Raw genomic sequence first — 23,479 nt, forward strand, 5'->3', positions numbered from 1 at the left:
AGCATATAATCATTATTGCGCTGAACGGACAAACACTCAGCGCCTTTTGTGGAGTTGAAATGAAAAAACTGATCTTATTGCTACTCGTCATCATCGCTGCTCCTAGCTATGCAGCTGAGCGACAATTTGATATTGAGATGATTATATTCAAGCGAGCGGTGAATCCTGAGCAAAGCAATGAAACATGGCCGAACAGTTTATCTGAAATAGATATCACAACAGCGGGCACGTTACAAAACTCCGCTTACCTAAATAGTAAAAAAGCGACACTTTTGCCATCAAACGAGTATCAGCTAAATGAGCAGTTTGAGAAGCTAACAAAACACGCTGGCTTTGAGGTGCTGTTTTATAAGGCATGGCGACAAGGTGATCAGGGTAAATCTGCCGCACCTAAATTTAGAGTAAGAGCAGGAAAAGACTACTCAAACGACTTCAATCCAAACGGCAGCCAAAAAATCCAATTTGTAGATTTAACAGACGCAAATGGTAATGCATTAACAGAACAGACCATTGACAACCCTCTCTATGAATTAGATGGTGTTATTCAAGTTTATGTTCAGCACTACCTATTCTTAGAAGCACAACTCGATCTCAAAGCACCAGGGGTCAGAGATGTGATTATCGAGGATAAAGAGATAGAGCTGTCTGAATCGGAATCAAATGACACGGTACAAATTGGCAACCTAGAAGAGATCTCGCCAACCATTCAGGTTGAAGAGTTTTTAAAGAGCTATCGCCTTGATCAAAAACGTCGAATGAGAAGCAGTGAAACCCACTATATTGATCACCCTTTAATGGGAATCATCATTCAAGTTAGACGTGTCGCTGCGGAATAACCGCCGTGACACCTGAGTTTGAGATATTTACCTCGCGGTTGCACTTGCGAATTTTGCGCAATAGCGACTCGCATCAATTTGCTGAAAAAGTATCATCATCGGCGTCTTTGCATACTTGGTTAGACTGGTGCCACCACCATTTTGACAGCAAAGAGGCCCATGAATTTATTGTTGCCAACCGCCTAAACTGGATAAAAAACAGCAGTTATGGCTTTGGTATTTTTGAGCGAAATAGCGACCGATTTTTAGGAATGGTTGCGTTAACAGAAATCTTTATCACATCCAATATGGCCAGTTTAGGCTACTGGGTTGCCGACCAACACCAACATTGTGGTTATGCCAAAGAAGCGGTTGATGCCATTGTTGAAATGGCCTTTGATCAAATAGGCCTTACCCGGCTAGAAATTGTGTGCGATCGACACAATCTGCCCAGCCACAATGTGGCTAGGTGTTGTGGAGCGGTAGAAGAAGGAGTAGCCCGAAATCGATTTATATTTTCGGGCCAACCAAAAGATGGTTTAGTCTTTTCTATTATCCCTGAATAACCTCAAGCCGTCGTTTCAGCATTAAAACATCCCATCAACCTTTTTCATCTATTAATGCAGCTTTAGATTGGGTCTCAGTACCTTATTAATTCGTCCCACCAACATCATTAATGACGTCTTAATAAGGCCATGAAGCGCCATTTGATGCATGCGATAGAGAGAAATATACACCACCCGAGCAATCCGTCCTTCGACCATCATCGAGCCCTTGGTTAAGTTGCCCATTAAGCTGCCAACGGTGGAGAATCGACTTAGCGACACCAGTGAACCATGATCTTTATACAGATACGGCTTAAGCTCGCGGTCATTCATCTTGGCGATGATATTTTTGTATGCCTGACTGGCCATTTGATGTGCAGCTTGTGCTCGTGGAGGAACAAATGAGCCGTCAGCTTGGGTACATTGTGCCAAATCACCAATCACAAAGATGTCGTCATCACGGGTGGTTTGCAGAGTATCTTTCACAACCAATTGATTAATTCGGTTTGTTTCCAGTCCAGCAATGTCTTTAATAAAGTCTGGGGCTTTAATACCTGCTGCCCATACCATGATACTGGCAGGAATAAACTCTTCCTGTTTGGTGGTCAATCCATTTTCATCAGCTTTAGTTACCATGGTTGCAGTACGAACCTTCACCCCCAGTTTTGTTAGTTCGTGGTGAGCGGCTGAAGATATTCGACTTGGCAGTGCTGGCAATATACGCTCCCCTGCTTCAACCAGACTCACATTTAGCTTACTCGAGTCCAGATCACCGAAACCATAAGTACGCAGCTCTTTTATTGCGTTATGAAGCTCAGCAGAAAGCTCGACTCCAGTGGCACCGGCACCAACAATCGCAATATCGACAGTGCCTTGTCCTGACTTGGCATGCAGCTTTAAAAACTCATTGTTCATCTGTGTTCTAAAACGGTGCGCCTGCTCTGGACTGTCTAAAAATATACAGTGTTCTCTTACCCCTGGAGTATTAAAGTCATTGGATGTCGATCCCAGAGCCATGACTAATATGTCATACTCCAACTCCCTCTTTGGCAGCAATAAAGCGTTCTGTTCGTCGCGAATCTCACCCAGAGTAATGCTCTTTTTCTCTTTGTCGATCTGTTCCAAGCTACCTAATTTGAAATTAAATCCGTGATTCTTAGCATGAGCACGATAACTCAACGCGTCCACACCTTCATCCAGCGACCCCGTAGCCACTTCATGCAATAAAGGTTTCCATAAGTGGCTGGCATTTTTGTCCACTAAGCTGACTTTTACACTGCTCTTTTTTGCAAATGTATCGCCAAGTTTTGTGGCTAACTCCAGTCCACCAGCGCCACCGCCAACAATAACAATATGAGTCATATAACACTCCAATTAAAGATAAATCTCGATACGTTCGATCCAAGATCAAACGGTATAAATCTGTTCCTGACTTTTCTGGGTGAGTACTTTTTCCTCACTCTTATTTATTCAACTAAAATTGATATAAATCAAATAAAGTTGAATTTTCATTATAGCCAGCAAATTGTATACCGCAACCATTTATTGAGTTAGATCACAAAACCACTTATTTTGGTGCCTATTAAAACGGACAGTCACTAATAAGATATCGAATCGGGGAGTGACCATTTATTGGGTGGGAAATGACGGTAGAGATGACAGTGTACCGATCAAAAAAAACCAGACTATATAGTCTGGTTTCAATTCTTAATCTGCCATATTTCAGCAACAAACCATCGGCGAACTAGTTGTTCTTAAATGCTTTAATCGTTTGTAGATGCTGAGATATCTTTTTAAACTTATGGGTTTGAGTTTCATCCCATATGACTTGGTAATACTCTTGCAGCTCTTGCAGTGCTTTTTTGTTATCTAAATCTTCATCTTGAGTAGATAGGATAACCAAGCATTGCTCTCTGTTTTTGTCTCGATATTGCGCGACACACTTGGTGGCAATATCTTCATACTCTTCTGGCCTATCAATCTTACCTTGCATATTAGTTTCTGGATGCAAATTAGGGTTAAATATAACTTGCTTAATACCACATAGAAAACCAATTCTCTCTGACCAATACCCGCCTAAACCAACACCACAAATAATTGGATGCGGATCATCTGATGCCTCAATTGCTTTGTGCACTTCTTTAAGTAAATGTTGCATATCATGCTTAGGGTGTAAGGTACTGTAATTTATAAATCTTACATCTTGATCGATAAACTGAAGTTGTAATACTTTCTCGTGATTGCCAGGGCTTGTTGAATCAAATCCGTGTAAATATATAATCATTGTACTTCTCCCCATTCCTAGCTTAAATCTACCACGATTAATAAGAATGTGAACTGCTATCACACATTTTTTAATAATTGTCCTAGGGTCTGTTAACCGTTCGAGACGATTTTTGCAGCAGTTTGCTGTTGCTTTATACTCGGCATCAGCTGCGAGGTGTCGTCATCTAGCCAAATCAGGTACGAGCACTTTCACACTACCGACCAATAACTCGTTCGCTAAGCACTGACAACAAACGTTCAGCATCCAGCAAATAACACTCATCTTGCCAAAGCTGATAAGCGAGTAAGTACCATAGCAGCGCCATTGTTTGATTACGCGGTTGCCAGTGATTAACCCCTGTTAACCAATGATCAATCTCTTCAATTCCACGTAACTTGCAATAACTCGCAACCGCATGCGGCATGTTCAGTCCAGCAATATCTATCGTCATGGCTAAATCCATTCTTGGATCAGCCACTCCAGCATACTCCCAATCAATCACTTTTATGCCTTGATTGGTCATCACCATATTATATTGCCCTAAATCGAGATGACACAAACTTGGCTCTACCGAAGGAATGGTAGGTAATGCTCTGTATCTCGTATACAGTTGTTCCAACTGCGGCGTTTTGTAGTGACTCTCTAACTGCAACCAGTAACCATCCAGTTTTGCCGTATAACAAAATAATGGTACAGGTTTATTGGTAATATTGACGGAATGAATTTTACACAGCGTAGCGATTATTTCAGTTTCACCCATAGGGAACTGGTTAACATCTCCTTCCAACCACTCCACTAGCAAGCCTTTATCACTCAAATAGATGGGGTCAGGAGCAAAGTCATGCCCTTTTAATGATTCCAGCAGTTTCTGCTCGCGAACACGAGAAATAGCAAAACGGTGAGATATGGAAGAGACAGGTCGCCAAACATAACTGTTGTTATCGCTAGAAACTATTTTCCAGCAACGGTTAGTCAAACCTCCTGCCAATGTTTCTGCGATTAATGGTGGGGCATCAAAGAAGTCATTCAGTGACAATAGCGTTTCATCAAGCGATATCGCTTCATTCCATGACATTTTAGCCACTGAATTCCCTCTATTTTTAGGGTCTGTTGACCCTAGTTTCTAATCGCGCTGTTACAGGCCTAGTAAACTTTTTTCTTGCTGTTTTCGAATCTCAGTTTCATCTGCCCATTCAATTAAGCCACTTTCTAGATCCATCAGACGCATTGTCATTTTATAGTAAACGTCTTTCTTACTGCCTGTCTGCTTAACAATGCTTGCTAGGTTGCCATACAGCATATATTGCGCGCCAACCATTTTACCAAACTGAATAGCACTGCTCTGATTCACTAGTTCATCATTGTTTTGGAAGTTAAGCTGTTTACGTACCGACTCAACACGGTCCATATCTACAAAACGGAACTTGCCTGAGTTAAGCATCTTAGTACTAATGGTATCTGTTACTGACTCAGTATCGATATGTTCACTGGTTTTGTTTTTAATACGTTCAACAAAAACGATAGGACGATTATCTCGTGTAATCGCCGCAACAGAGCCAGACATCAGCATGCTATCTGTCATTTCTGCGGCAATCTTTTGTAAATCAGTCGAGCCAAAATCAATAGTGGTGGTTTCCGCTTCTTGCGCATCTCCGTAACTTACCTTAGTTGAACAGCCACCTAAAATCATAGCTAAGCCTAAAAGAGCAATAACACCTTTTTTCATTTTGATTCCTTATTTATCTGCTTGGCGAATTTGAACGCGGAATTGTTTGCCATTTGGGTTAATTGAGACCTCCGATATTGAAATAGTTTCGAAGCCTCGGATAATTTGTTGTTTCCATGCACTCTGTTTCGAGTTCACTTCTAAACCTTGATTGTCATACCAGTAAAACCGATATTGAACATGTAAATCTGCTTTGTACTGGCTTGTGAGCGTAACAATACCTCGGGCGTGATTTTCGACATCAACCGTCGCAATATTATCAATCGCAACACGCCCACCGAGTACGCTATCTCCAAACATAACGTTTTGAGAATCGCCATCGACTCTTAATCCAGCGGTATTTTTAGCACAACCTATTAATGCCACCGTAAACAAAAAAATCAGCGTAATTTTTTTCATTGAAGATTCCCCAGCTGTTTATGCCAAATGGTTGAACTGTTTCCTTGCCTAGATAACCAGACAAGTGTGGTTTGATTGGGTTCCGTAGTAATCGGATAAATATTATCAGCATAACTGAGTGTATGCTTGCCAGCGGCAACCACCGAACTGCTGCTATATACATTGGCAGGTAAGGTTTGCCAGCCCCGAGTGTCCGGCTGCTCAGTTAATACATTCCATACATTTATCAATAGATTACCAACATCATCCTTGTTTGACGTCTCACGACGAAGCTGCTCTTTCGCGATCACTCTTAGCGCTTGCCTAATTAATATAGTTGGCAGGCGTTCAGATAAATCTTGTTGTGCCATTACATTTACATTAACCAATTTGGAATGAGTAAATGCCTTACTATCCAATTTAAGCGTAGCAAATCGTGGCGAAACAGCGTTAGGGTAATACGGCAACGATAGAGTGTAGTATGCCCAGTCACCATTGGAGTATACCGGTAGAGACTGTTTCCAACCCTGTTTAGCGGACACAACGCCTTGTTCATCAATCACTATAATTCTAGACTGACCATCCGCAAGTCGCTGACGATTTCCATACTCTTTTGTCAGTAAAGCTAGATCACTTCTCATTCCGAGAGACTTCGCAACACGAATAGTGCCGTCTATTACTTCTCGATTCTCTGGCATCACCGCTAAAGCCCGACGGTAATCTACATAAGCGTTATTTAACTCACCTGCGGTTTCATAAAGTAACGCGGATAAATACAATAAATAGCCATTTTGAACTGCTTGTAGTGAGCTTCCTGCATCTGGATAGTTGGCTAAAATGGACCCCAGATTGGGACTTAAGCCACTCTGCTTCATTTCGTTTTCAGCCGCTTCTAGCTCACTTTGACGTTCTGCTTTTGCTCTTTCTTGTACTTGGTTTGCTTTTCTTACTTCAACCAACGCGCCTTCAAGAGAATTCTCTTTCAGATAGTTTAAGCCAAGATAGAGATGCATAAAGCCAAGCTCATAGTCAGCAGGATGGTACGTTTTTAAATTATCATTAATGGCTAATGAGCCGAGATCTTTTGCACTCTCACTAATGGAGATGGTGGCCTGCTCTTGCTGTTTTCTTACCGCCCATTCACTGCTTTCAAGATAGCTTTTGCTCTCCGAATAAGACTGGTTTAAGAAGGTTACCCTGCCCTTTTCCATATTATCCAGGATATCGCCACCCACCAAGTCAGGCAGTAGATCCTCGGCCTGCTGATAATCACCTAATTCAACCGCTCTATATACAGCGCTGTTTTGCATACTGTAATGGCTAAATAGATTGCCAGCAGAAATTGATGAACATGCGGTAATGACTGCAGCCGAAGATGCAACAAAAGCGAAGCGAACAACTTGCTTTATGCCTTTATTTTTCAACATAGTTCTTTCTTTAATCTTTGTTGAAATTTAACCAAGCAGCAGTGGGCCTAATGGTCGGCCACCAAGCAAGTGCATATGAATGTGGTAAACTTCTTGTCCACCATGACTGTTACAGTTCATGATTAAACGGTAGCCATCTTCATCAATGCCCTCTTCCTTGGCCAATTTTTTCGCCACAGTAAACATACGTCCCATGGTTAGCTCATCTTGTTCCTCAATATCATTGATGGTAGGAATAAGCTTATTGGGTACGATTAAAATGTGGCTAGGAGCTCGTGGGGTGACATCTCGAAATGCGGTGACCAAATCATCTTGATAAACGATATCAGACTTGATCTCTTTACGAATGATTTTACTAAAGATGGTTTCTTCGGCCATTTTATGCTCCTTACAGCGAAATTATATCCGGCTAAGTATGCGTGAAGGGTCTAAAAATCACAATTAAAAACAGTGTTCAATCACTGAAAAATTCATGTAGCACATGATTTTGTCATTAGTTTTGAGGTAGCTATCTCAGTATGCGCGCCGAAATGAAGCTAAGATGTAAACATTTATTAATGGGCTCAAAGCCCATATTTAAAACAGCTCATTGGCTGTTTTATGCTTTTTATAAGCGAGGAGAGAGAATGAAAGGTTCGGTAATCAAGCGTATGTACGCTGGATTTTTAGTTATTGTCATTATGTTTATAGTAACCATTACTATCATGCTTGGTGGAATCAATGATATCCATTCAAAATTCAGTACGGTAACTCAGCAATCACTGCCACTCGTCTCTCTCTCCAATCAAACTAGCGTGCAGTTATTATCCGCAGATAAAGCCTTTAAAGACTTCCTGACTACACAAGACGCCGCACGGATGGAGCAAAGTAGAAGTAGTTTCTCTGCGGCTCAAAAAGAGTACCAACAAATATCAACTCAGCTTGAAACGGCCAGTAAAGCCTACCCACAATTAAGTGATGACATTGAAAAACTGGCTCAACTTGAGCAACAATATTTTTCTGAAGCACAAGAGGCGATGAACAATTATCAAAAAATGTTCTCGAATCAAGAGCAAGTACAACAGTCTGTCCGCCGTTTTCAGAAGCTCACCTCTGAGCTAAACCTCGGTATGAAAGAGTATGTAGCGGGTCAAAAAAGTATCTCTGTTAAACTGGTCGCAAAAAGCTACTTTATAAAACTAAAAGATGCTGAAATTGCCACATCTGACGCATTGGCAAGTAGTGATACCGCATTCGTAAAACAAGCGGTAGAGAAGAACACCAAAGCGGTCTCTCATCTTAACTACGCATTTAATAGCTTACTAACTCAAGTGCCGGCGATTCGAGGAAAGTTCGATGACTCAGTCGCGCAATTTACTCAAGATATTGGCAAGCCCGGCGGCGTACTTGATCAGCATTTTGCTTACCTAACGGCCAAAAATGATCTCTACACCAACATTCAAAACCTAGCGACAAAAATTGATAACGGCATGGTATTACTCAATGAGTTCAACAATGTTGCTACCGGAGAATTGGAGCAGTCATTAGAACAAGCCGAAACCATTTATAACAACGGCATGCTAGAAGCGATTATTCTTGGCGTGGTTGTGATTATTTTGGCATCAGGTATCGGCTATCACATTGCCCACAGTGTTCGATCTCCTTTAGCCCGTATCTTCGAGACACTGGAAGCCCTAGCTGGCGGAGATATGACGAAAAGGATTGATAACAAGTATAATAACGAATTCGGCCTTGTCAGCGACCATATCAACAGCTTAGCAAACAACCTTCACCAAATTTTGGTCAAACTTAATGATGCCTCTGTTAACTTAACCGCAGCAGCGAGTGATAATCAAAACACCTCAAATGACGCACAAAGTAAGTTAAATAATCAGCGAGAACAAACCGCAAATGTTGCCACGGCAATGACCGAAATGGAGCACTCCGTTGCCGAAGTCACTCAAAGCGCTCAGAGCTCATTAGAAAAAGTTCGACAAGTTGAAAAAGCGTCTGACACTGGCCGTCAAGTTATGAACCAAAATATTACCACCATCAATCAATTAGAAGGTCGCTTAAACGAATCTGTTGTGGCGGTTTCTCAGCTTAAAAACATGAGCAGCGAAATTGGTTCGATACTGGATGTGATCCGTGGTATAGCAGAGCAAACCAACTTGCTAGCTCTGAATGCGGCAATTGAAGCGGCACGAGCGGGAGAACAAGGAAGAGGTTTTGCCGTAGTCGCAGACGAGGTTCGTGTGTTAGCGCAAAAAACCACGGAATCAACGGAAGAAATTGAAGGTATGATCAATAACCTTCAGTCCAGTTCTCAAACTGCTGGTACCGTGATTGAAAGTTGTATGAGTGATATGGAGCAATCCGTGGCACAAGCATCCGATGCCAATAGTTCCATGGAAGAGATACAAGCGCTGATTTTGGAAATAAGTCACATGAGTAGCCATATTTCACAAGCAGCTTTAGAGCAGAGTGAAACGACATCTGATATTGCACGAAGCTTAGAAGATATCAATCATATCGCCTCTGAAAGCCATCAGGCCATGTCAACGATAGCAGATGTCAGTAACAATATGGCCGATCTCGCGCAGCAGCAAGATAACTTGGTTCATCAGTTCAAACTATAGAACTGAGGTATGTTGTAGAGAAGTTTTATAAGGATTCAATACAAATCAGCCTATAGATTGTAAGGAAAACGAGATATATTGGTAATATTGGGTGAATTAGTGTTAATTCACCCTTGTTTTTTTTATAGTGAATACCATATCGTTATATAGGTCTGTTGTGGCTAGCAACACTCATAGACCAAACCTTATAATTAAAGAGGACGCACCATGACCGTTCACGTAGGCATTATTGATCAAGACCCGATACGTCTTATCACACCGCTGTTAGACAACCGTTCTTCTTGCCAACACATTATTTTCATTGGCGACAAATCTCAAGAAAGCATTTATCAACGTTTAGCAACCGTTTTAAGCCAACGCAATATCGATACCGAATTCTTTCAAATCTCTTCTATCGTAGATACTGCACTTATTCGTCAAGCTATTCACAACCTTGAAAACGACTTAGTAAAACGTGGTAAGTCCATCATGCTTAACGCTAGTTGTGGTTTACGACACCGTTTATTGACCGTTTATGAAATGTTTAGGCGCAACAATTGGGAAATTTTTGTTGTAGAACCAAACAGTGACAAAATTTGCTGGATATACCCTGAAGACGCCGCGGATGCTCAGTTACAAGATCATATTACCATTGATGATTATCTCACTGTGTTTGGCGCAAGAGCAGAGTTTAACGAGCATGACCTGCCTGACCAACTTGACCAAAAATTGTATGAACTGGGGCAAAAATGGGCTGGGAACGCGCTCGAATTAGGTCCCGGTCTGGCAACATTAAATTACCTCGCCACAACCTGTCGAAAAGAGCAAAAACTGGATGTCGGCTTAACGGAAAAACAGCAAGGTTATCGCGAACTCAATATGCTACTTTCTGATCTGGTTGACACCAAACTAGCGGCATATCAAAACGGTATTCTCACATTCGCAAGCGAAGATGCTAGACGATTCTCTAATGGAGAGTGGTTAGAAACACTGGTTCACAGCACGGTTAAACAGATCCAAGATGAATTACCAACCATTCAGGACCGTTCTCTAAACGTACAGGTTTATCGTCAACTTGGTGAGCGAGAAGTTCGTAATGAACTAGATGTGGCCACCGTGGTAAACAATAAGCTCCATATAATAGAGTGTAAGACCAAAGGCATGCGTGACGATGGTGACGATACCTTATATAAACTGGAATCACTACGGGACTTACTCGGTGGCTTACAAGCAAGAGCGATGTTAGTGAGCTTTCGTCCGCTGCGACACAATGATATTACCCGGGCGGAAGATCTTGGCTTGGCGCTCATTGGCCCCGACGAGCTAAAAAGCTTAAAGAGATACTTAACAGAATGGTTCTGTGAAGCTGGCGGCCACGAAGAGCTGTAATAATTCACTCAAACTCGGGATAACTTAATAGAAATATAAGATATCCCAAGTTTGGTCAAATCAGCCCCATTAAAAAGGCCGATGCATAAATGCATCGGCCTTTTCTTTCAACTTAACAACAAGTTAGATCATTTTACGTGCTGCAGCAATAACAACTTCGATTGAACGAGTCTCTGTTGCTTTTAGTGTGGCATGATCTGGAATCTCTTTCTGTGTACGGTTAATAATAACACCCGCGACACAACCAGCTTGCAAACCAGAGCTTGCACACATTGTCAGTAACGTTGCAGATTCCATTTCAAAGTTAAGAACGCCCATATCTTGCCACTCTTGCATTGAGCCTTGGAAACGCTTAACAACACGGCCAGAGAATGTGTCATAACGCTCTTGACCAGGGTAGAAAGTATCACTTGATGCTGTCACACCCATATGAACCGTTGCACCTGTCTCTTCTACTGCTTCTTTCATTGCTGTAGCAACTTGGAAATCTGCAACCGCTGGGAATTCCATTGGAGCAAAGTGCAGGCTCGCACCGTCAAGACGAACAGAACCCGTGGTTACGATCATATCGCCAACATTCACGTCTTCTTGAATCGCACCAGTAGTACCAACACGTAAGAAAGTGCGAACACCACATTGAGCAAGCTCTTCAACGGCAATAGAAGTTGATGGGCCACCAATACCAGTAGAACATACGACTACTGATTTACCATCTAGCTCAGCTAGATAAACGTTATATTCACGATGGCTTGCAAGTTGCACTGGGTTATCCATCTCATTTGCAATTTTAGGCACGCGATCAGGGTCGCCCGGAATAATTGCAACAGTAGCGCCTTTAAGATCGGCTTCAGTAATACCTAGGTGAAAAACTGGTTGAGACATAGGTGGCTCCTTAAATTGGCAAATTTGATATTAGCCATTAATTAATTACGGATAATAAACAACTTTAGCGGACAAACGGCCAACAAATGGTGATATAAGTCACAAATTAAATTGTTATAACATTTGCAATTACATGAAAAACCGGTTGGCATCACACTTTTTGTTCTATCTAATCAAGTTACACTGAAAGGATAGCAAGCATCTGAAATATTGCCTTTCAGATACTTGCTTTTTGTACCACTGACGAATGCGTTATTTCTTGCCGTACTTTAACAGTCGAAGCGCATTTAACGTGACTAATACGGTTGCGCCGCTATCTGCCAACACAGCGACCCACAACCCTGTAATACCAAACAAGCTGGTGACTAAGAAAACACTTTTAAGTCCCAATGCTAATGTGATGTTTTGACGAATATTCGTTAGCGTTGCCTTAGAAAGTTGAATGATAGCCGGTAACTCAACAAGACGATTATGTGTTAATGCCGCCTCAGCGGTATCAAGAGCCACATCGGTTCCTCCCCCCATGGCAATGCCTACCGATGCCGCTTTCATAGCAGGAGCATCATTGATGCCATCGCCAACCATCGCGACTTGTTGCTCTTTAGCATAGTGTGCAATCGCGTCAACTTTGTCATTTGGAAGCAAACCGGCCTTGTAATCAATATCAATCTTGCTTGACATACCTTGCGCACTACGTTCATTGTCACCCGTTAACATAACCGTATTAATGCCAAGTCTTGTTAGCTCCTTGACCGCTTCTTTTGCATCACTTCTCAAGGTATCTTGCCAAGCTATAACACCAATGACTTGCTGATGCTCTAGAACATATACCACTGTTTTACCTTGCTGTTCTAACTGAGTCACTTGACTCGCCATCTCAGCGGTGACCTCTTGACTCATCTTACTTGGAGAGAGTACTTGATACTGCACGCCATCAATCTCTCCGGACAAGCCAATACCTATTAATGCTTTTTTATTTTCGGCTTCTGGCAGTGTCACATTTTCGCTTCTCGCCTTTTTAACCAACGAGATCGCTAACGGATGAGAGGAGCCAACTTCAATCGCAGCTGCATGGGTTAATATATACTCCCTCTCTCTGCCATTTAAACCAACAATATCGGTGACCTGAGGCTTACCTTCTGTCAACGTACCGGTTTTATCAAATGCAACCATCTCTATACGGCCTAACGACTCTAACGCCGCTCCACCTTTAATGAGCGCCCCACGTTTTGCTGCTACCGCTAAACCAGAAGTTATGGCGGCCGGAGTAGAGATAACCAATGCACACGGACATGCAATCAACAGAAGTGCTAATCCTCTATAAATCCATGTTTCCCATGGTTGGGCAAATAACAAAGGCGGAGTAATGATCACCGCGGCGGCAAGCACCATCATTAACGGCGTATACCAACGACTAAACCTATCGAGAAATCGCTCTATAGGAGCTTTATGTGATTCCGCTTCTTCAATAAGGTGCAGAATTCGGTCAATGGCATTTTCACCTTGTTTCGATGTCACCGTTAGCCTAACCACGGTATCCACTACCACTGAACCGGCCATAACCTGTTCACCTGCACTGTGCTCTACAGGAATCGACTCCCCCGTCAACGCGCTTTCATCAAAGCTAGCGTCAGACATAGCAACACCATCCGCAGGAAGGCGACCACCCGGAGCAACCTCAATAACGTCATTGGGCTGTAGGCTCCCTGCGGCCACTTCAACTCGTTCACCATCCACAATTTTTATCGCTTGTTCTGGCACTAACGCCATCAAGGATTGAACACCACTGCGTGCACGAGCAGCGGCAAATGCTTCCAGTTTTTCACCTAAAAGAAATAGCAGTAAAACCATCGATGCTTCAATCGTCTCACCCAGATAGAGAGCACCTAGTGCGGCAACACTCATTAAGGTTTCTATAGAAAATGGTGACCCGTTTTTAGCCAGTTGCAGTGCTTTTTTTGAGATTGGAATCAGGCCAAGAAGACAAATAGCAACAAATGACCATTTGCTAAATTCGGGGAAACTACCTTGCAGGATAAATGACAGCACCATTGCCATCGCAAGGGCTATCACTTGAATATTTTCTTTAACAATGCCTTTAAGTGTAAAATCAACGTTATCAGGCTTGGCTGCCAAGGTATCAAGCAGTGAGAACCCAGTCTCTTTAACCACAGCCTCTATCGTTGTCGCGATAGATTTTTGATCCGTTTTTACCACCAGCTTCTCTGTCGCAAAAAGTACTTTTACTTGTTGAACACCTTCAATTTGATTCACGGCGGTTTCAACTTTTTTTGCGCAGGAGGGACAATCCATCCCTTCAACTTTCCAGTTAAATGTATATAGGGTATCTAAGCCGGAGGCGTCACTCTCCTCTTCTTGTTCCTCCACTTCTGAGCAACAAGACGAGACAGATTTGCTCGCGCAACACGAATCACTCTCTGATGTTGCCGCTTTGATTAATGAGATTTTTGGTGAGCTGCAAGAGTCAGCTGCTATTTTACTGGTGCTGTTTTTAGACAAACAGTCGATATGTTTTGTGCACATATTTCTTCCTTAAGTTATCGAAAACAACTTAAGCTTAAACCCTAGAGTAGACTCTAGGGTCAAGTATTTTTTTATCGCAATCTTTGCAGTACCACAGCTTGGTCTAACTCATTTTGATAATCGGTATAATCCAGCCCGTTATCAAAAATATATTCTGTTACCAGTGTCTTTACACGTTGTTGTAGTACTTCTGCGCTCCACGGCTTCTCAAAATAGCTCTCAATTCTCGCTAAATTGATTGCCGTAATCGTATCTTGATGAGTTGCTTGTCCAGTTAGCAGGATTTTTTTTGTGGTCTTAAATCTTGCATCTTGAGAGATTTCGGTAAGAAGCTCAACACCCGTTTTACCAGGCATAACATGATCGGATATCACCAATGCAACAAACTCACCGTCTGCATCAAAATCGTCCATCAGCTCCAACGCTTCATCTGCGGATTCGCAATCTTCTATGTTTAGCCATGAACTAAGTGGTTCGAGATCTTGCAACACTGCACTCAGTACTTCTCGCTGATCATCAACACAAATCAGATTTAACTTCTCCATACTATTCCTCTACAGGTAATTTTATTCTGAAGATGGTTTTTTCAGCACTGCTTTTCACCGCAATACTGCCACCATAGCCACTCACAATTCTTTTCACGATAGAGAGCCCAAGTCCCAGCCCAAATGATAACCCGCCTTTCTTGGTGGTAAAATTTGGCTGAAAAATTTTTCGTCTGGTCGCTTCATCTATTTCAGGACCATTATTGCTAACCGTGATTAGAATGCGCTTATTTGTATAACGTGTAGCAATTTCTATTTCTGCATCCGCAGTTTTTTCCATCGCGTCACACGCATTTTTTAATATATTTGCCCACACCTGAACCAGTTCAGTTGATGAGCCCTTAAAAGTAGGTAATGTTGCTGGACTTAAATGAACCGACACTCTTCTTAAGTCACTTTGAAGCAGTGCAATTGCCTTATTAATGGTTTGATTGACATCGAGGTACTCATCGCTATCAAAATCCATTCGACCCAGTTGTTTTACCGACTTAACAATACCTACTGAATGCTTTGCCGCTAGCCGCAAATCATGTAGATCTCGGCCAATCTGCCAGTAACGAACCGCATCTTTGGGGTTTTGTAACCAATGGTCAGATATCTCACCCGTCGGTACGGCTCGTGCTAGCTCTTTTGCCGCCTCTCTAGGAAGAAGAAGTGTTTGCTGCAACTCTTTAGCTCGTTGTCGTACTTGCTGAGAACTGGCTGTTTGCCCCTGAGTAAGCCCTTGAATAAGGAAACTGTTCGCATCAGGGTGCAATTCTTGTAAAAGATCAACCACGATATTTTGCATACGCTCAGTTTTGCTGCTCAACACACCAACCGCATTGTTCAGCTCATGAGCTATACCCGCCGCGAGCTGTCCTAGCGTGGTCATCTGTTCCGCACTGTGTAACTTTTGTAACGCCTTCTCTTTTGCTATCGCCTCTTTCATTACCCGCTTTTGACGACGAGAAAGTTCAGAAACAATCACTGGAATAAATTGCGACGTTAGAGGGCCGTATTTGTCCGGCTCTACAACAGGAGTCGCCAGATCAATCCACGCCAGTTCCACATCGGTTTTAGCAATAACCGTCGATGACGCAACCACGGTTTCAGAAAAAAAACTGTGCACGCCAATAAAAGCGCCACTCACCGCGGTAAACACCTTGGTATCCTTCATCGACTCGTCATCTACAACGAAACCTTCAAGCTCTCCACTCAACACATAATAGAGTCGATCATTATGGGCATTTTGCTTTAATACCGTCTCTCCCGCTGTCACCGACAACCGGCGCTCTGACTGACTAAAATAGCGGGAGATGAGTCGATCTAATGTTGCTTGTTCCATATGTTAACCAATAAATCCGACCACATTTAACAACCATACAAGCACAAAGCTGCCTAAAACACCAACCACTCCCATAACAACACCAACACGCGCCATTTGGCTACTTTCGACATTACCTGTGGCGTGGGCTAATGCATTCGGTGGAGTACTAATAGGTAATGACATGCCAAGAGAGGCAGCAAAGGTCACCACGAGAATTAGCGTCATCTGTCCACCCAGTGGAGCAAGGGAAGTCATAGAGGCGCCTAATGCAGCCATTATTGGCATTAGCAGGTTAGCGGTAGCAGTGTGAGACATAAAGTTGGCCATGGTTAAGCATAAGAATGCGGCACCAAACAACACAATATAAGGAGAGAATTCGTCAAATGGTATGCTGTGTACCATCAAACGAGCCAAACCCGTTTTATCTAGAGCCAAGCCTAACGCGATACCACCGGATACCAGCCAAAGTACATCCCAAGAAATTTTCTTCAGATCTTCTTTATTGATAATGCCAGTAATGGAGAAAATCGCGACGGGTATCAAAGCCACGGTATACGAGTTCATGCCATGTCTTGAGCCCATCAACCAGAGCAGTATGGTTAAACCGAAGGTGATATAAACGGTAATGGCTTTTGGCGTTTTAAGAAATTTGCCTTTAATATTCAGTTCAATACGCTGCTGCTCAGCACCGTATAAGCGATTAATCAATAACCAGGCTAAGGCCATCATTATCACCACAAATGGCACACCAAATGTCATCCATTCACCAAAGGTGATCAGGCTATCTCCAACCAAATATTTTAATGCGATGGCATTGGGAGGCGTACCTATTGGTGTACCAATACCACCAATATTAGCCGCGACAGGAATGCATAAAGCAAAGGCGATGCGTCCGGGGTCTTTAGGGCCAAATACTGCTATAACAGGCGTCAATATCGACAACATCATTGCGGTTGTTGCGGTGTTGGACATAAACATTGAGAAAATGCCCGTTATCAACATCAAACCTAACATAACAAACTTAGGATCTTGACCAAAAGGCTTTAACAACACTCTGGCTAAGTTAACGTCTAAACGATATTTGGTCGCTGCCATCGCCAGAAAAAAACCACCAAGAAACAGCATAATGATAGGACTTGCAAAGGTTGCCATTATGTCTTTGTAACTAAGAAGAGTACCAAAGTCAGCTTGGTCTTGGCCCAACTTGAACAAAATAAAGCCTTTGTCTGAAAGCATTAACAGTTCAAGAACAATGATCACCACAGATGTTGCATAGATAGGAATAGGCTCAAAAACCCAGCAGAGCGCCGCTAACAAGAAAATGGCGATAACACGTTGTTGAATAACCGTCATTCCCTCAAAAGGAAAAGCAGAGAGTGGCAAAATAAGGATAAATAACGGAATGATTAAAGGGATAAGATACTTAAGGTACTGACGCATAACAAATCAAATTTCCAACTTAAAATTTCAAAAAATTAAATCGGCACAAGGCCGATAGGTCTAACTTCATTATGTTGTATATTGTTCATGCAGTTTTTGGTTATAGATCAAACTTCACAAATGTTCTCGATAAAATTCTTTAAAAATCCAACTAAACATGACCTACATCAGCAATTGCTAACCTGCTACTCCATTAGATCTTGTTGTTTTATAGGGATTTCTTTAGTAGATACACATTCGGAAGAGCAAAATGGCGTCATAGTGACACTACGGGTTGCCGGGTCTTCCTCTTCCAACTCAATATCGAGATGCTGATCAAGGTCCGCTATATGCTTACGAAGAACCATGATGCCTAAAACACCAAACAGCACGCTACCGACCGCTTGTCCATAGATCACCCCAAGAGCACCAAACCACTCGGCGCCAAAATATACAAACGGCAAAGTTCCTAACGTCGCTTTACCCAAGTTCAACATGGTCGAATAAAAGGGCTTACCTAAATTATTAAACGATGCATTGGCGACAAATAGCGCACCATTGAAAACGAAACTGATAGAGACATAACTACAAAACGCAATCACGATAACAGCAGCATCCCCAGTCAAGCTAAAACTATCCACAATCAACCCTTGCAGAAGGTACAAGAGTATTGATACCAGCACGCAATATATCGTGACAAACAGTAACGAGTTATTCAGCGTGTCTTTTACTCGATCAAAGCGCTCTGCCCCAAAGTTCTGCCCGATAATAGGGCCAACGGCTCCGGATAAAGCAAAGATAACGGCAAACGCCACTGGCATTAATCGCCCTATTACCGCAAAACCTGCGACATAATCTTCACCAAACTGAGCAATGCTACTGGTCACAATCGCATTACCGATTGGAGTCGCTGTATTGGTAATAATGGCGGGAATACCTATGGCTAAAATTGCGCTGAAATTGATTTTGATAGAGGCCAATGTCGGCATCGCGACTAAGTTATGCACTTTGATTAATGGGTAGAGAGAGAAAAATAGCACCGTGAATCGGGCAATTACAGAGGCTATCGCAGCACCTTCAACATTCCAGTTAAATCCAAATATAAAAATTGGATCCAAAATAGCATTAACAATGCCTCCAGATAATGTCGCCCACATAGAACGCTTTGCATCTCCCGCCGCTCTAAGTCCTGCCCCAGAGGCCATCGCCAACGCAATCACTGGACTACTTGGTAATAAAATGGACAGATACGCTTCTGCTCTCTCTGCGGCATAACCTTGTGCGCCAATGGCAGAAAGCAATTCTGGAATATAGACAAACATAACGGCGGTAACCGCGACACTGATGATGAATGAAACCGAAAGTGTGCTAATAACCAGTTCACGCGCTTTATCTCGCTGTTTAGCCCCTAGAGCTCGCGAAACAAGCGCTCCCATCGCGATAGATAGCCCAATACACACCGAGGTTGAGAAGAAAATAAGGGTGCCTGCAAAGCCGACCGCTGCAGCCAGCTCCACCTGTCCCAACATACTTATAAACATCATGTCGAGAAGGTCAACGACAAACAGCGCCATTAAACCGATGGAAGCGGTTCCTGACATCACCAATATATGCCGCATGGTTGATCCTTCAACAAATTTGGCCGTTTGTGCTGTCATATAAAGCTCCCATTATGGATGACATGATAGTCGGTTGCTGCGCCTGTTAACTATTAGGCCAACAACTCATTTCCTCGCTTATTGAAACGAGTATTCAGAGGAATATTAAAACCGAAGAGTAGTAAAAAAGGCGCTATTAGCGCCTTTTATTAATCATTTAGTTTACACGGGTCGTTTGAAACAGTCATCAAGAGAGTGGCCTATTGCCTTAAGAACATCACGTCGGGTAATAATACCGAGCAATTTATTGTTATCGACTACGGGATACACTTTAGGTTTGCCTATTTTCATTAGTGAAGCAAGTTCAATGATACCCATCTCAGGTGTCACCGAGAGTACTTCTTGATACATACAGTCGCTAACAATATGAGTATCCTGACAGTGGTAACTTACTTTAACTAATTTCTCTAGCAAGTCTTGCTCTGACAAAAAGCCTATGACGTCTCCATCAGTATTTACAACCGGGCCACCCATGTGCTCTGAGCGAATAACTTTATCTAGTGCCGCGGTCAAAGACATCTCTGGAGTGAAGGTTACTGCTCGTTTATCCATAAAGTCTTTTACTTTTAAAGCATCCATTGGTGATCTCCTTTATACCCAATTGTGATTTCTTTCCGTCAATCAAACGTGACTGTTTAAAAGACATACTGTAATTGTTGTCTAATTTCTTGATTTTACTAAATGGATTTAAACAATTTTATTGATAGGCATAGTCTATCAATAGAAAAAACCATCAGCTGCCCTTTAAAAATGGGCTTTTGGCTCTTAAATATTTTCACTATTAAAAATTCAGAGCAACAAACTTTATCGATAAAAAAAGCCACTAAAACTCATTTAGTGGCTTTTTTGAACGCCAATTAGCTTGGCCATCCAATCAGATAACGCTTTATAAGGCGGTTTGCAGTATTTTACGACTCACTTCAAGGGTAATGTCACCATGCTCACCCAAAGCTAACATCTGATGGGCTTCTAGGTTTTGTACAAGCTCATCAATATGAGACGCATCTAGCTCGACATCAGAAAAACGTACTGGCACATCCATCGCTTTGAAGAACTGTTCTGTCTTAGCAATAGCTTCAGCAATGATCTCGTCATCACTACCCTGAGTGATACCCCAGACATTTTTACCGTACTGCAGCAACTTATCGCCTTTTTGATCTATTTTCACTTTCATAATCGCCGGAAGGACAATAGACAGAGTACGAGCGTGATCGATTCCATGAGCCGCGGTAAGCTCATGACCAATCATATGAGTTGCCCAATCTTGAGGTACACCAGCACCAATCAAGCCGTTCAGCGCCATAGTTGCAGACCACATAATATTAGAACGAACATCAATATCATTTTTGCTCTCTTCAGCAAGGGCCTTAGGTCCTTCTTCTATCAAGATTCTTAACAAACCTTCAGCAAAACTGTCTTGCACTTTGCCGTTCACTGGATAGGTAAGGTACTGCTCCATAATATGCACAAATGCATCCACAACACCGTTTGACACTTGGCGAGGTGATAGCGATAACGTGGTGGTTGGATCCAGAACTGCAAACGCTGGACGAACTAACGGGCTACCAAATGCCAGCTTATGGTCATCTCTTGTCACTACAGAGCCACCGTTACTCTCTGAACCGGTCGCTGGAAGCGTCAATACCGCACCAATTGGCAAAGCTTTTTTAACCGCAAGTTGTTGAGTGATAATATCCCAAGGATCGTCACCATCAAAACAGGCCGCTGCAGAGACAAACTTAGTGCCATCAACCACAGAACCACCGCCCACAGCCAGTAGATAGTCAATACCTTGCTCTTTAATTAACGCGACGGCCTTCATTAACGTATGGTATTTAGGGTTAGGCTCTATGCCGGAAAACTCGAACAGATTGTGCTCTGACAAAGCACTTGTTACCTGATCGTACACGCCATTTGATTTAATGGATCCGCCGCCATAGAGAAGAAGCACTTTTGCATCTAGCGGGATCTCTTCCTTCACTTTTTGAATTTGCTCAGGACCGAAGTGAATTCGAGTAGTATTTTGAAAGCTGAAATTTAACATATGACCTTCTTATATTGACTAGCTTATTTTGACGAAATGAATGTAACCATAAAGCAGCGTACAAAAGTACGCTACTCTGTTTATATACAATCAAACTATCGAATGTACGACAGTTGATCATCAGAAAACTTTACTCTTGTAACAAAACCAATAATTTTTCTGCGGCTGATTCTGAACTTGCCGGGTTTTGTCCTGTGACAATTAAACCATCATGAACCACAAATGAGTTCCAGTCACTTACCTTTTGATACTCAGCTCCCTGTTTCTTTAGTTCGTCTTCTAATAAGAAAGGAACGATATCACTCAGCTGTACGGCGTCTTCTTCACTATTGCTAAATCCGGTTACCGCTTTGCCTTTAACAACAGGTTCACCATCGCTGGTTTTGGCGTTAAGCAATACCGCACTAGCATGACACACTGCCGCGACAGGTTTATTACTGTCAAGGAAGGACTCAATCAGCGAAATTGAGTGGCTGTTTTCCGTTAAGTCCCATAAAGGACCATGACCACCAGGATAAAACACCGCATCAAATTGCTGGCTAGAAACATCGGCTAATTTCAAGGTAGACGCAAGCTGTTGCTGAGCCGTCGTATCGGCATCAAAGCGTTTCGTTGCTTCTGTCTGAAAATCGTCTAACTCACTTTTAGGGTCGATAGGCGGTTGCCCACCAGCAGGAGAGGCTAATGTCACGTCTATACCTGCATCAATAAATGCGTAATAGGGTGCGGCAAACTCTTCTACCCAGAAACCTGTTTTCTCTCCAGTATCACCAAGATCTTGGTGTGACGTTAGTACCATCAATATTTTTTGCTTACTCGACGTTGTCATAATGCTCTCTCTTATCGTTCTGGCTGACTTAAATTGCTGACTTACTTTCTATAAGCAAACTATATTACCGTAAGTAAATTTAGACCATGAGGCATAAATCAACTACATTGATTCAATAATTAAACCAATAGAAGAGATTGATGATGCTTTTCTCGTTTGAACAGCTAAAAAGCATGGTGGTATTCACTCATGTGGTAGAGCAAGGCAGTTTTAGTGCGGCAGCAAGGCAGATCGAATTATCTCGGACGGTAGTCAGTTATCACATAAAAAAACTGGAAGATAATTTAGGGGTAACCTTGATCAATCGCTCAACCCGCAGTCTGTCATTAACGGAAGCGGGCAAAGCCTACTATGAAAGCTGTCGAGTGATTGCCGAACAAGCACAGTCGGCACAAAGCAAAATGGAAAACTTTAAACGAGAACCTGAAGGGTTAATTAAGATCACCTGCCCGGTCAACGTTGGTTTACAAATCATTGTTCCAGCTCTCAATGACTTTAAAGAGCAGTTTCCCAAAATCGAACTCGATGTAATGTTGTCTGATGATGTGGTCAATATTATCCAAGATGGATTTGACCTCGCCATTCGAGGTGCACCACTCCCCGACTCGGCATTACAAGCCACTAAGCTATCCACTTTACCAACCTGTTTATGTGGAGCACCCAGCTATTTCAGTAAACACGGTAGGCCAACCACGCCAACCGAGCTAGATAACCACCAATGGGTTCTATACAAACTCGCGTCCAACACCATAGAACTCACTAAAGGTACTCGATCTTTTCGCGTTAAGCCTAAGGGAACAATCTCGACCAATAATGCTGCTGCCCGCACCGCCTTTGTTGAAGGGGGCCACGGCATAAGCCGTATTCCGACTTACGATGTCAACGAAAAACTCAAACAAGGTACCTTAGAAGCGGTAATGACTGACTATCAGCTGCCACACATCAACGTATTTGCTGTCTTTCCTCCGAGAGGATCGGAGTCTAAAAAGTTAAGGGTGCTTATTGACTACTTAAAGCAGTATTTTGTCAAAAGGGATAGTGAACAAAATCTGAGTTTTTGATGTCCCACTCAATTGAGTGATAGATCTATTTTTCTATTGAAAAAC

21 protein-coding genes are annotated in these 23,479 nt (G+C 42.5%); 5 read left to right on the forward strand and 16 right to left on the reverse strand.

From position 1 onward, the window contains the following. Positions 1-59: 59 nt before the first annotated feature. Entirely contained in the window at positions 60-836 is a 777-nt protein-coding gene (locus CHJ_RS09170) for a peptidoglycan binding protein CsiV (protein WP_317917510.1), read from the forward strand. 5 nt (positions 837-841) lie between these two features. Further along, positions 842-1,381: a GNAT family N-acetyltransferase gene (locus CHJ_RS09175; protein WP_171754126.1), complete on the forward strand. Its 540-nt coding sequence runs from the start codon at positions 842-844 to the stop codon at positions 1,379-1,381. 51 nt (positions 1,382-1,432) lie between these two features. Here the strand turns inward: CHJ_RS09175 and CHJ_RS09180 are convergent, their stop codons facing one another. The 7 genes from CHJ_RS09180 to hinT all read right to left on the reverse strand — a co-directional run bounded on the left by CHJ_RS09180 (position 1,433) and on the right by hinT (position 7,535). After that, on the reverse strand, positions 1,433-2,722 hold the full coding sequence (locus tag CHJ_RS09180; RefSeq protein WP_317917511.1) for an NAD(P)/FAD-dependent oxidoreductase: 1,290 nt from the start codon (positions 2,720-2,722) through the stop codon (positions 1,433-1,435). A 382-nt stretch (positions 2,723-3,104) separates the two neighbouring features. Next, on the reverse strand, positions 3,105-3,644 hold the full coding sequence (gene ycfP / locus CHJ_RS09185) for an alpha/beta hydrolase YcfP (protein WP_171754124.1): 540 nt from the start codon (positions 3,642-3,644) through the stop codon (positions 3,105-3,107). A 196-nt stretch (positions 3,645-3,840) separates the two neighbouring features. Then, positions 3,841-4,701 carry a phosphotransferase gene (locus tag CHJ_RS09190; RefSeq protein WP_317918101.1) on the reverse strand — a complete coding sequence of 287 codons (861 nt, stop codon included), beginning with the start codon at positions 4,699-4,701 and terminating at the stop codon, positions 3,841-3,843. Positions 4,702-4,761: 60 nt separating this feature from the next. Beyond that, positions 4,762-5,352 (reverse strand): penicillin-binding protein activator LpoB, encoded by a 591-nt coding sequence (lpoB, locus tag CHJ_RS09195; RefSeq protein WP_171754122.1) that lies wholly within the window; start codon positions 5,350-5,352, stop codon positions 4,762-4,764. 9 nt (positions 5,353-5,361) lie between these two features. Further along, entirely contained in the window at positions 5,362-5,751 is a 390-nt protein-coding gene (locus tag CHJ_RS09200) for a YcfL family protein (RefSeq protein WP_171754121.1), read from the reverse strand. Continuing rightward, positions 5,748-7,157, reverse strand: coding sequence for a COG3014 family protein (locus tag CHJ_RS09205; protein ID WP_317917512.1), 1,410 nt, complete (start codon positions 7,155-7,157; stop codon positions 5,748-5,750). Before CHJ_RS09205 ends, CHJ_RS09200 begins: the two co-directional genes overlap by 4 nt. Before the next feature lie 27 nt (positions 7,158-7,184). Beyond that, positions 7,185-7,535 carry a purine nucleoside phosphoramidase gene (gene hinT, locus CHJ_RS09210; protein ID WP_171754119.1) on the reverse strand — a complete coding sequence of 117 codons (351 nt, stop codon included), beginning with the start codon at positions 7,533-7,535 and terminating at the stop codon, positions 7,185-7,187. A 248-nt stretch (positions 7,536-7,783) separates the two neighbouring features. On the opposite strand from hinT, the gene CHJ_RS09215 reads away from it, so the two are divergent. Then, positions 7,784-9,775, forward strand: a complete 1,992-nt coding sequence (locus tag CHJ_RS09215) for a methyl-accepting chemotaxis protein (RefSeq protein WP_171754118.1) — start codon at positions 7,784-7,786, stop codon at positions 9,773-9,775. 207 nt (positions 9,776-9,982) lie between these two features. After that, a complete protein-coding gene (locus tag CHJ_RS09220; protein WP_171754117.1) occupies positions 9,983-11,143 on the forward strand; it encodes a DUF1887 family protein in 1,161 nt (386 codons plus the stop codon). Between the two features lie 123 nt (positions 11,144-11,266). Here the strand turns inward: CHJ_RS09220 and udp are convergent, their stop codons facing one another. The 9 genes from udp to CHJ_RS09265 form a co-directional block, all read right to left on the reverse strand. Further along, positions 11,267-12,025, reverse strand: coding sequence for a uridine phosphorylase (gene udp / locus CHJ_RS09225; RefSeq protein WP_171754116.1), 759 nt, complete (start codon positions 12,023-12,025; stop codon positions 11,267-11,269). A 252-nt stretch (positions 12,026-12,277) separates the two neighbouring features. Beyond that, positions 12,278-14,569, reverse strand: a complete 2,292-nt coding sequence (locus CHJ_RS09230; RefSeq protein WP_317917513.1) for a zinc/cadmium/mercury/lead-transporting ATPase — start codon at positions 14,567-14,569, stop codon at positions 12,278-12,280. A 71-nt stretch (positions 14,570-14,640) separates the two neighbouring features. Then, a complete protein-coding gene (locus CHJ_RS09235) occupies positions 14,641-15,114 on the reverse strand; it encodes a response regulator (protein WP_171754114.1) in 474 nt (157 codons plus the stop codon). 1 nt (position 15,115) lies between these two features. Further along, the gene (locus CHJ_RS09240) at positions 15,116-16,441 is read right to left on the reverse strand and encodes an ATP-binding protein (RefSeq protein WP_317917514.1); all 1,326 of its coding nucleotides are present in this window, start codon (positions 16,439-16,441) and stop codon (positions 15,116-15,118) included. A gap of 3 nt (positions 16,442-16,444) precedes the next feature. After that, on the reverse strand, positions 16,445-17,863 hold the full coding sequence (locus CHJ_RS09245; protein ID WP_171754112.1) for an SLC13 family permease: 1,419 nt from the start codon (positions 17,861-17,863) through the stop codon (positions 16,445-16,447). Positions 17,864-18,048: 185 nt separating this feature from the next. Then, positions 18,049-19,500: an MATE family efflux transporter gene (locus CHJ_RS09250; RefSeq protein WP_171754111.1), complete on the reverse strand. Its 1,452-nt coding sequence runs from the start codon at positions 19,498-19,500 to the stop codon at positions 18,049-18,051. A 162-nt stretch (positions 19,501-19,662) separates the two neighbouring features. Further along, positions 19,663-20,079 carry a CBS domain-containing protein gene (locus CHJ_RS09255; protein ID WP_171754110.1) on the reverse strand — a complete coding sequence of 139 codons (417 nt, stop codon included), beginning with the start codon at positions 20,077-20,079 and terminating at the stop codon, positions 19,663-19,665. 307 nt (positions 20,080-20,386) lie between these two features. Further along, positions 20,387-21,544, reverse strand: a complete 1,158-nt coding sequence (locus CHJ_RS09260; RefSeq protein WP_171754109.1) for an iron-containing alcohol dehydrogenase — start codon at positions 21,542-21,544, stop codon at positions 20,387-20,389. Between the two features lie 130 nt (positions 21,545-21,674). Further along, positions 21,675-22,373, reverse strand: coding sequence for a type 1 glutamine amidotransferase domain-containing protein (locus CHJ_RS09265; protein ID WP_317917515.1), 699 nt, complete (start codon positions 22,371-22,373; stop codon positions 21,675-21,677). Between the two features lie 140 nt (positions 22,374-22,513). Here CHJ_RS09265 and CHJ_RS09270 point away from each other — a divergent pair, with 140 nt between their 5' ends. Further along, on the forward strand, positions 22,514-23,434 hold the full coding sequence (locus tag CHJ_RS09270) for a LysR family transcriptional regulator (RefSeq protein ID WP_317917516.1): 921 nt from the start codon (positions 22,514-22,516) through the stop codon (positions 23,432-23,434). Positions 23,435-23,479: the final 45 nt, after the last annotated feature.

Origin of the sequence: Vibrio sp. MACH09, from assembly GCF_033238805.1 — a bacterium.
In the GTDB taxonomy this organism is placed as follows: domain Bacteria; phylum Pseudomonadota; class Gammaproteobacteria; order Enterobacterales; family Vibrionaceae; genus Vibrio.

Excerpts from the sequence above, each read along its gene's own strand:
- CHJ_RS09255 (WP_171754110.1), bottom strand. The coding sequence starts at position 20,079 with ATGGATGCTTTAAAAGTAAAAGACTTTATGGATAAACGAGCAGTAACC.
- CHJ_RS09220 (WP_171754117.1), top strand. The coding sequence starts at position 9,983 with ATGACCGTTCACGTAGGCATTATTGATCAAGACCCGATACGTCTTATC.
- hinT (WP_171754119.1), bottom strand. The coding sequence starts at position 7,535 with ATGGCCGAAGAAACCATCTTTAGTAAAATCATTCGTAAAGAGATCAAG.
- CHJ_RS09270 (WP_317917516.1), top strand. The coding sequence starts at position 22,514 with ATGATGCTTTTCTCGTTTGAACAGCTAAAAAGCATGGTGGTATTCACT.
- ycfP (WP_171754124.1), bottom strand. The coding sequence starts at position 3,644 with ATGATTATATATTTACACGGATTTGATTCAACAAGCCCTGGCAATCAC.
- CHJ_RS09230 (WP_317917513.1), bottom strand. The coding sequence starts at position 14,569 with ATGTGCACAAAACATATCGACTGTTTGTCTAAAAACAGCACCAGTAAA.
- CHJ_RS09200 (WP_171754121.1), bottom strand. The coding sequence starts at position 5,751 with ATGAAAAAAATTACGCTGATTTTTTTGTTTACGGTGGCATTAATAGGT.
- CHJ_RS09180 (WP_317917511.1), bottom strand. The coding sequence starts at position 2,722 with ATGACTCATATTGTTATTGTTGGCGGTGGCGCTGGTGGACTGGAGTTA.
- CHJ_RS09245 (WP_171754112.1), bottom strand. The coding sequence starts at position 17,863 with ATGCGTCAGTACCTTAAGTATCTTATCCCTTTAATCATTCCGTTATTT.
- CHJ_RS09205 (WP_317917512.1), bottom strand. The coding sequence starts at position 7,157 with ATGTTGAAAAATAAAGGCATAAAGCAAGTTGTTCGCTTCGCTTTTGTT.
- udp (WP_171754116.1), bottom strand. The coding sequence starts at position 12,025 with ATGTCTCAACCAGTTTTTCACCTAGGTATTACTGAAGCCGATCTTAAA.
- CHJ_RS09240 (WP_317917514.1), bottom strand. The coding sequence starts at position 16,441 with ATGGAACAAGCAACATTAGATCGACTCATCTCCCGCTATTTTAGTCAG.
- CHJ_RS09170 (WP_317917510.1), top strand. The coding sequence starts at position 60 with ATGAAAAAACTGATCTTATTGCTACTCGTCATCATCGCTGCTCCTAGC.
- CHJ_RS09265 (WP_317917515.1), bottom strand. The coding sequence starts at position 22,373 with ATGACAACGTCGAGTAAGCAAAAAATATTGATGGTACTAACGTCACAC.
- CHJ_RS09215 (WP_171754118.1), top strand. The coding sequence starts at position 7,784 with ATGAAAGGTTCGGTAATCAAGCGTATGTACGCTGGATTTTTAGTTATT.
- CHJ_RS09250 (WP_171754111.1), bottom strand. The coding sequence starts at position 19,500 with ATGACAGCACAAACGGCCAAATTTGTTGAAGGATCAACCATGCGGCAT.
- lpoB (WP_171754122.1), bottom strand. The coding sequence starts at position 5,352 with ATGAAAAAAGGTGTTATTGCTCTTTTAGGCTTAGCTATGATTTTAGGT.
- CHJ_RS09260 (WP_171754109.1), bottom strand. The coding sequence starts at position 21,544 with ATGTTAAATTTCAGCTTTCAAAATACTACTCGAATTCACTTCGGTCCT.
- CHJ_RS09190 (WP_317918101.1), bottom strand. The coding sequence starts at position 4,701 with ATGTCATGGAATGAAGCGATATCGCTTGATGAAACGCTATTGTCACTG.
- CHJ_RS09235 (WP_171754114.1), bottom strand. The coding sequence starts at position 15,114 with ATGGAGAAGTTAAATCTGATTTGTGTTGATGATCAGCGAGAAGTACTG.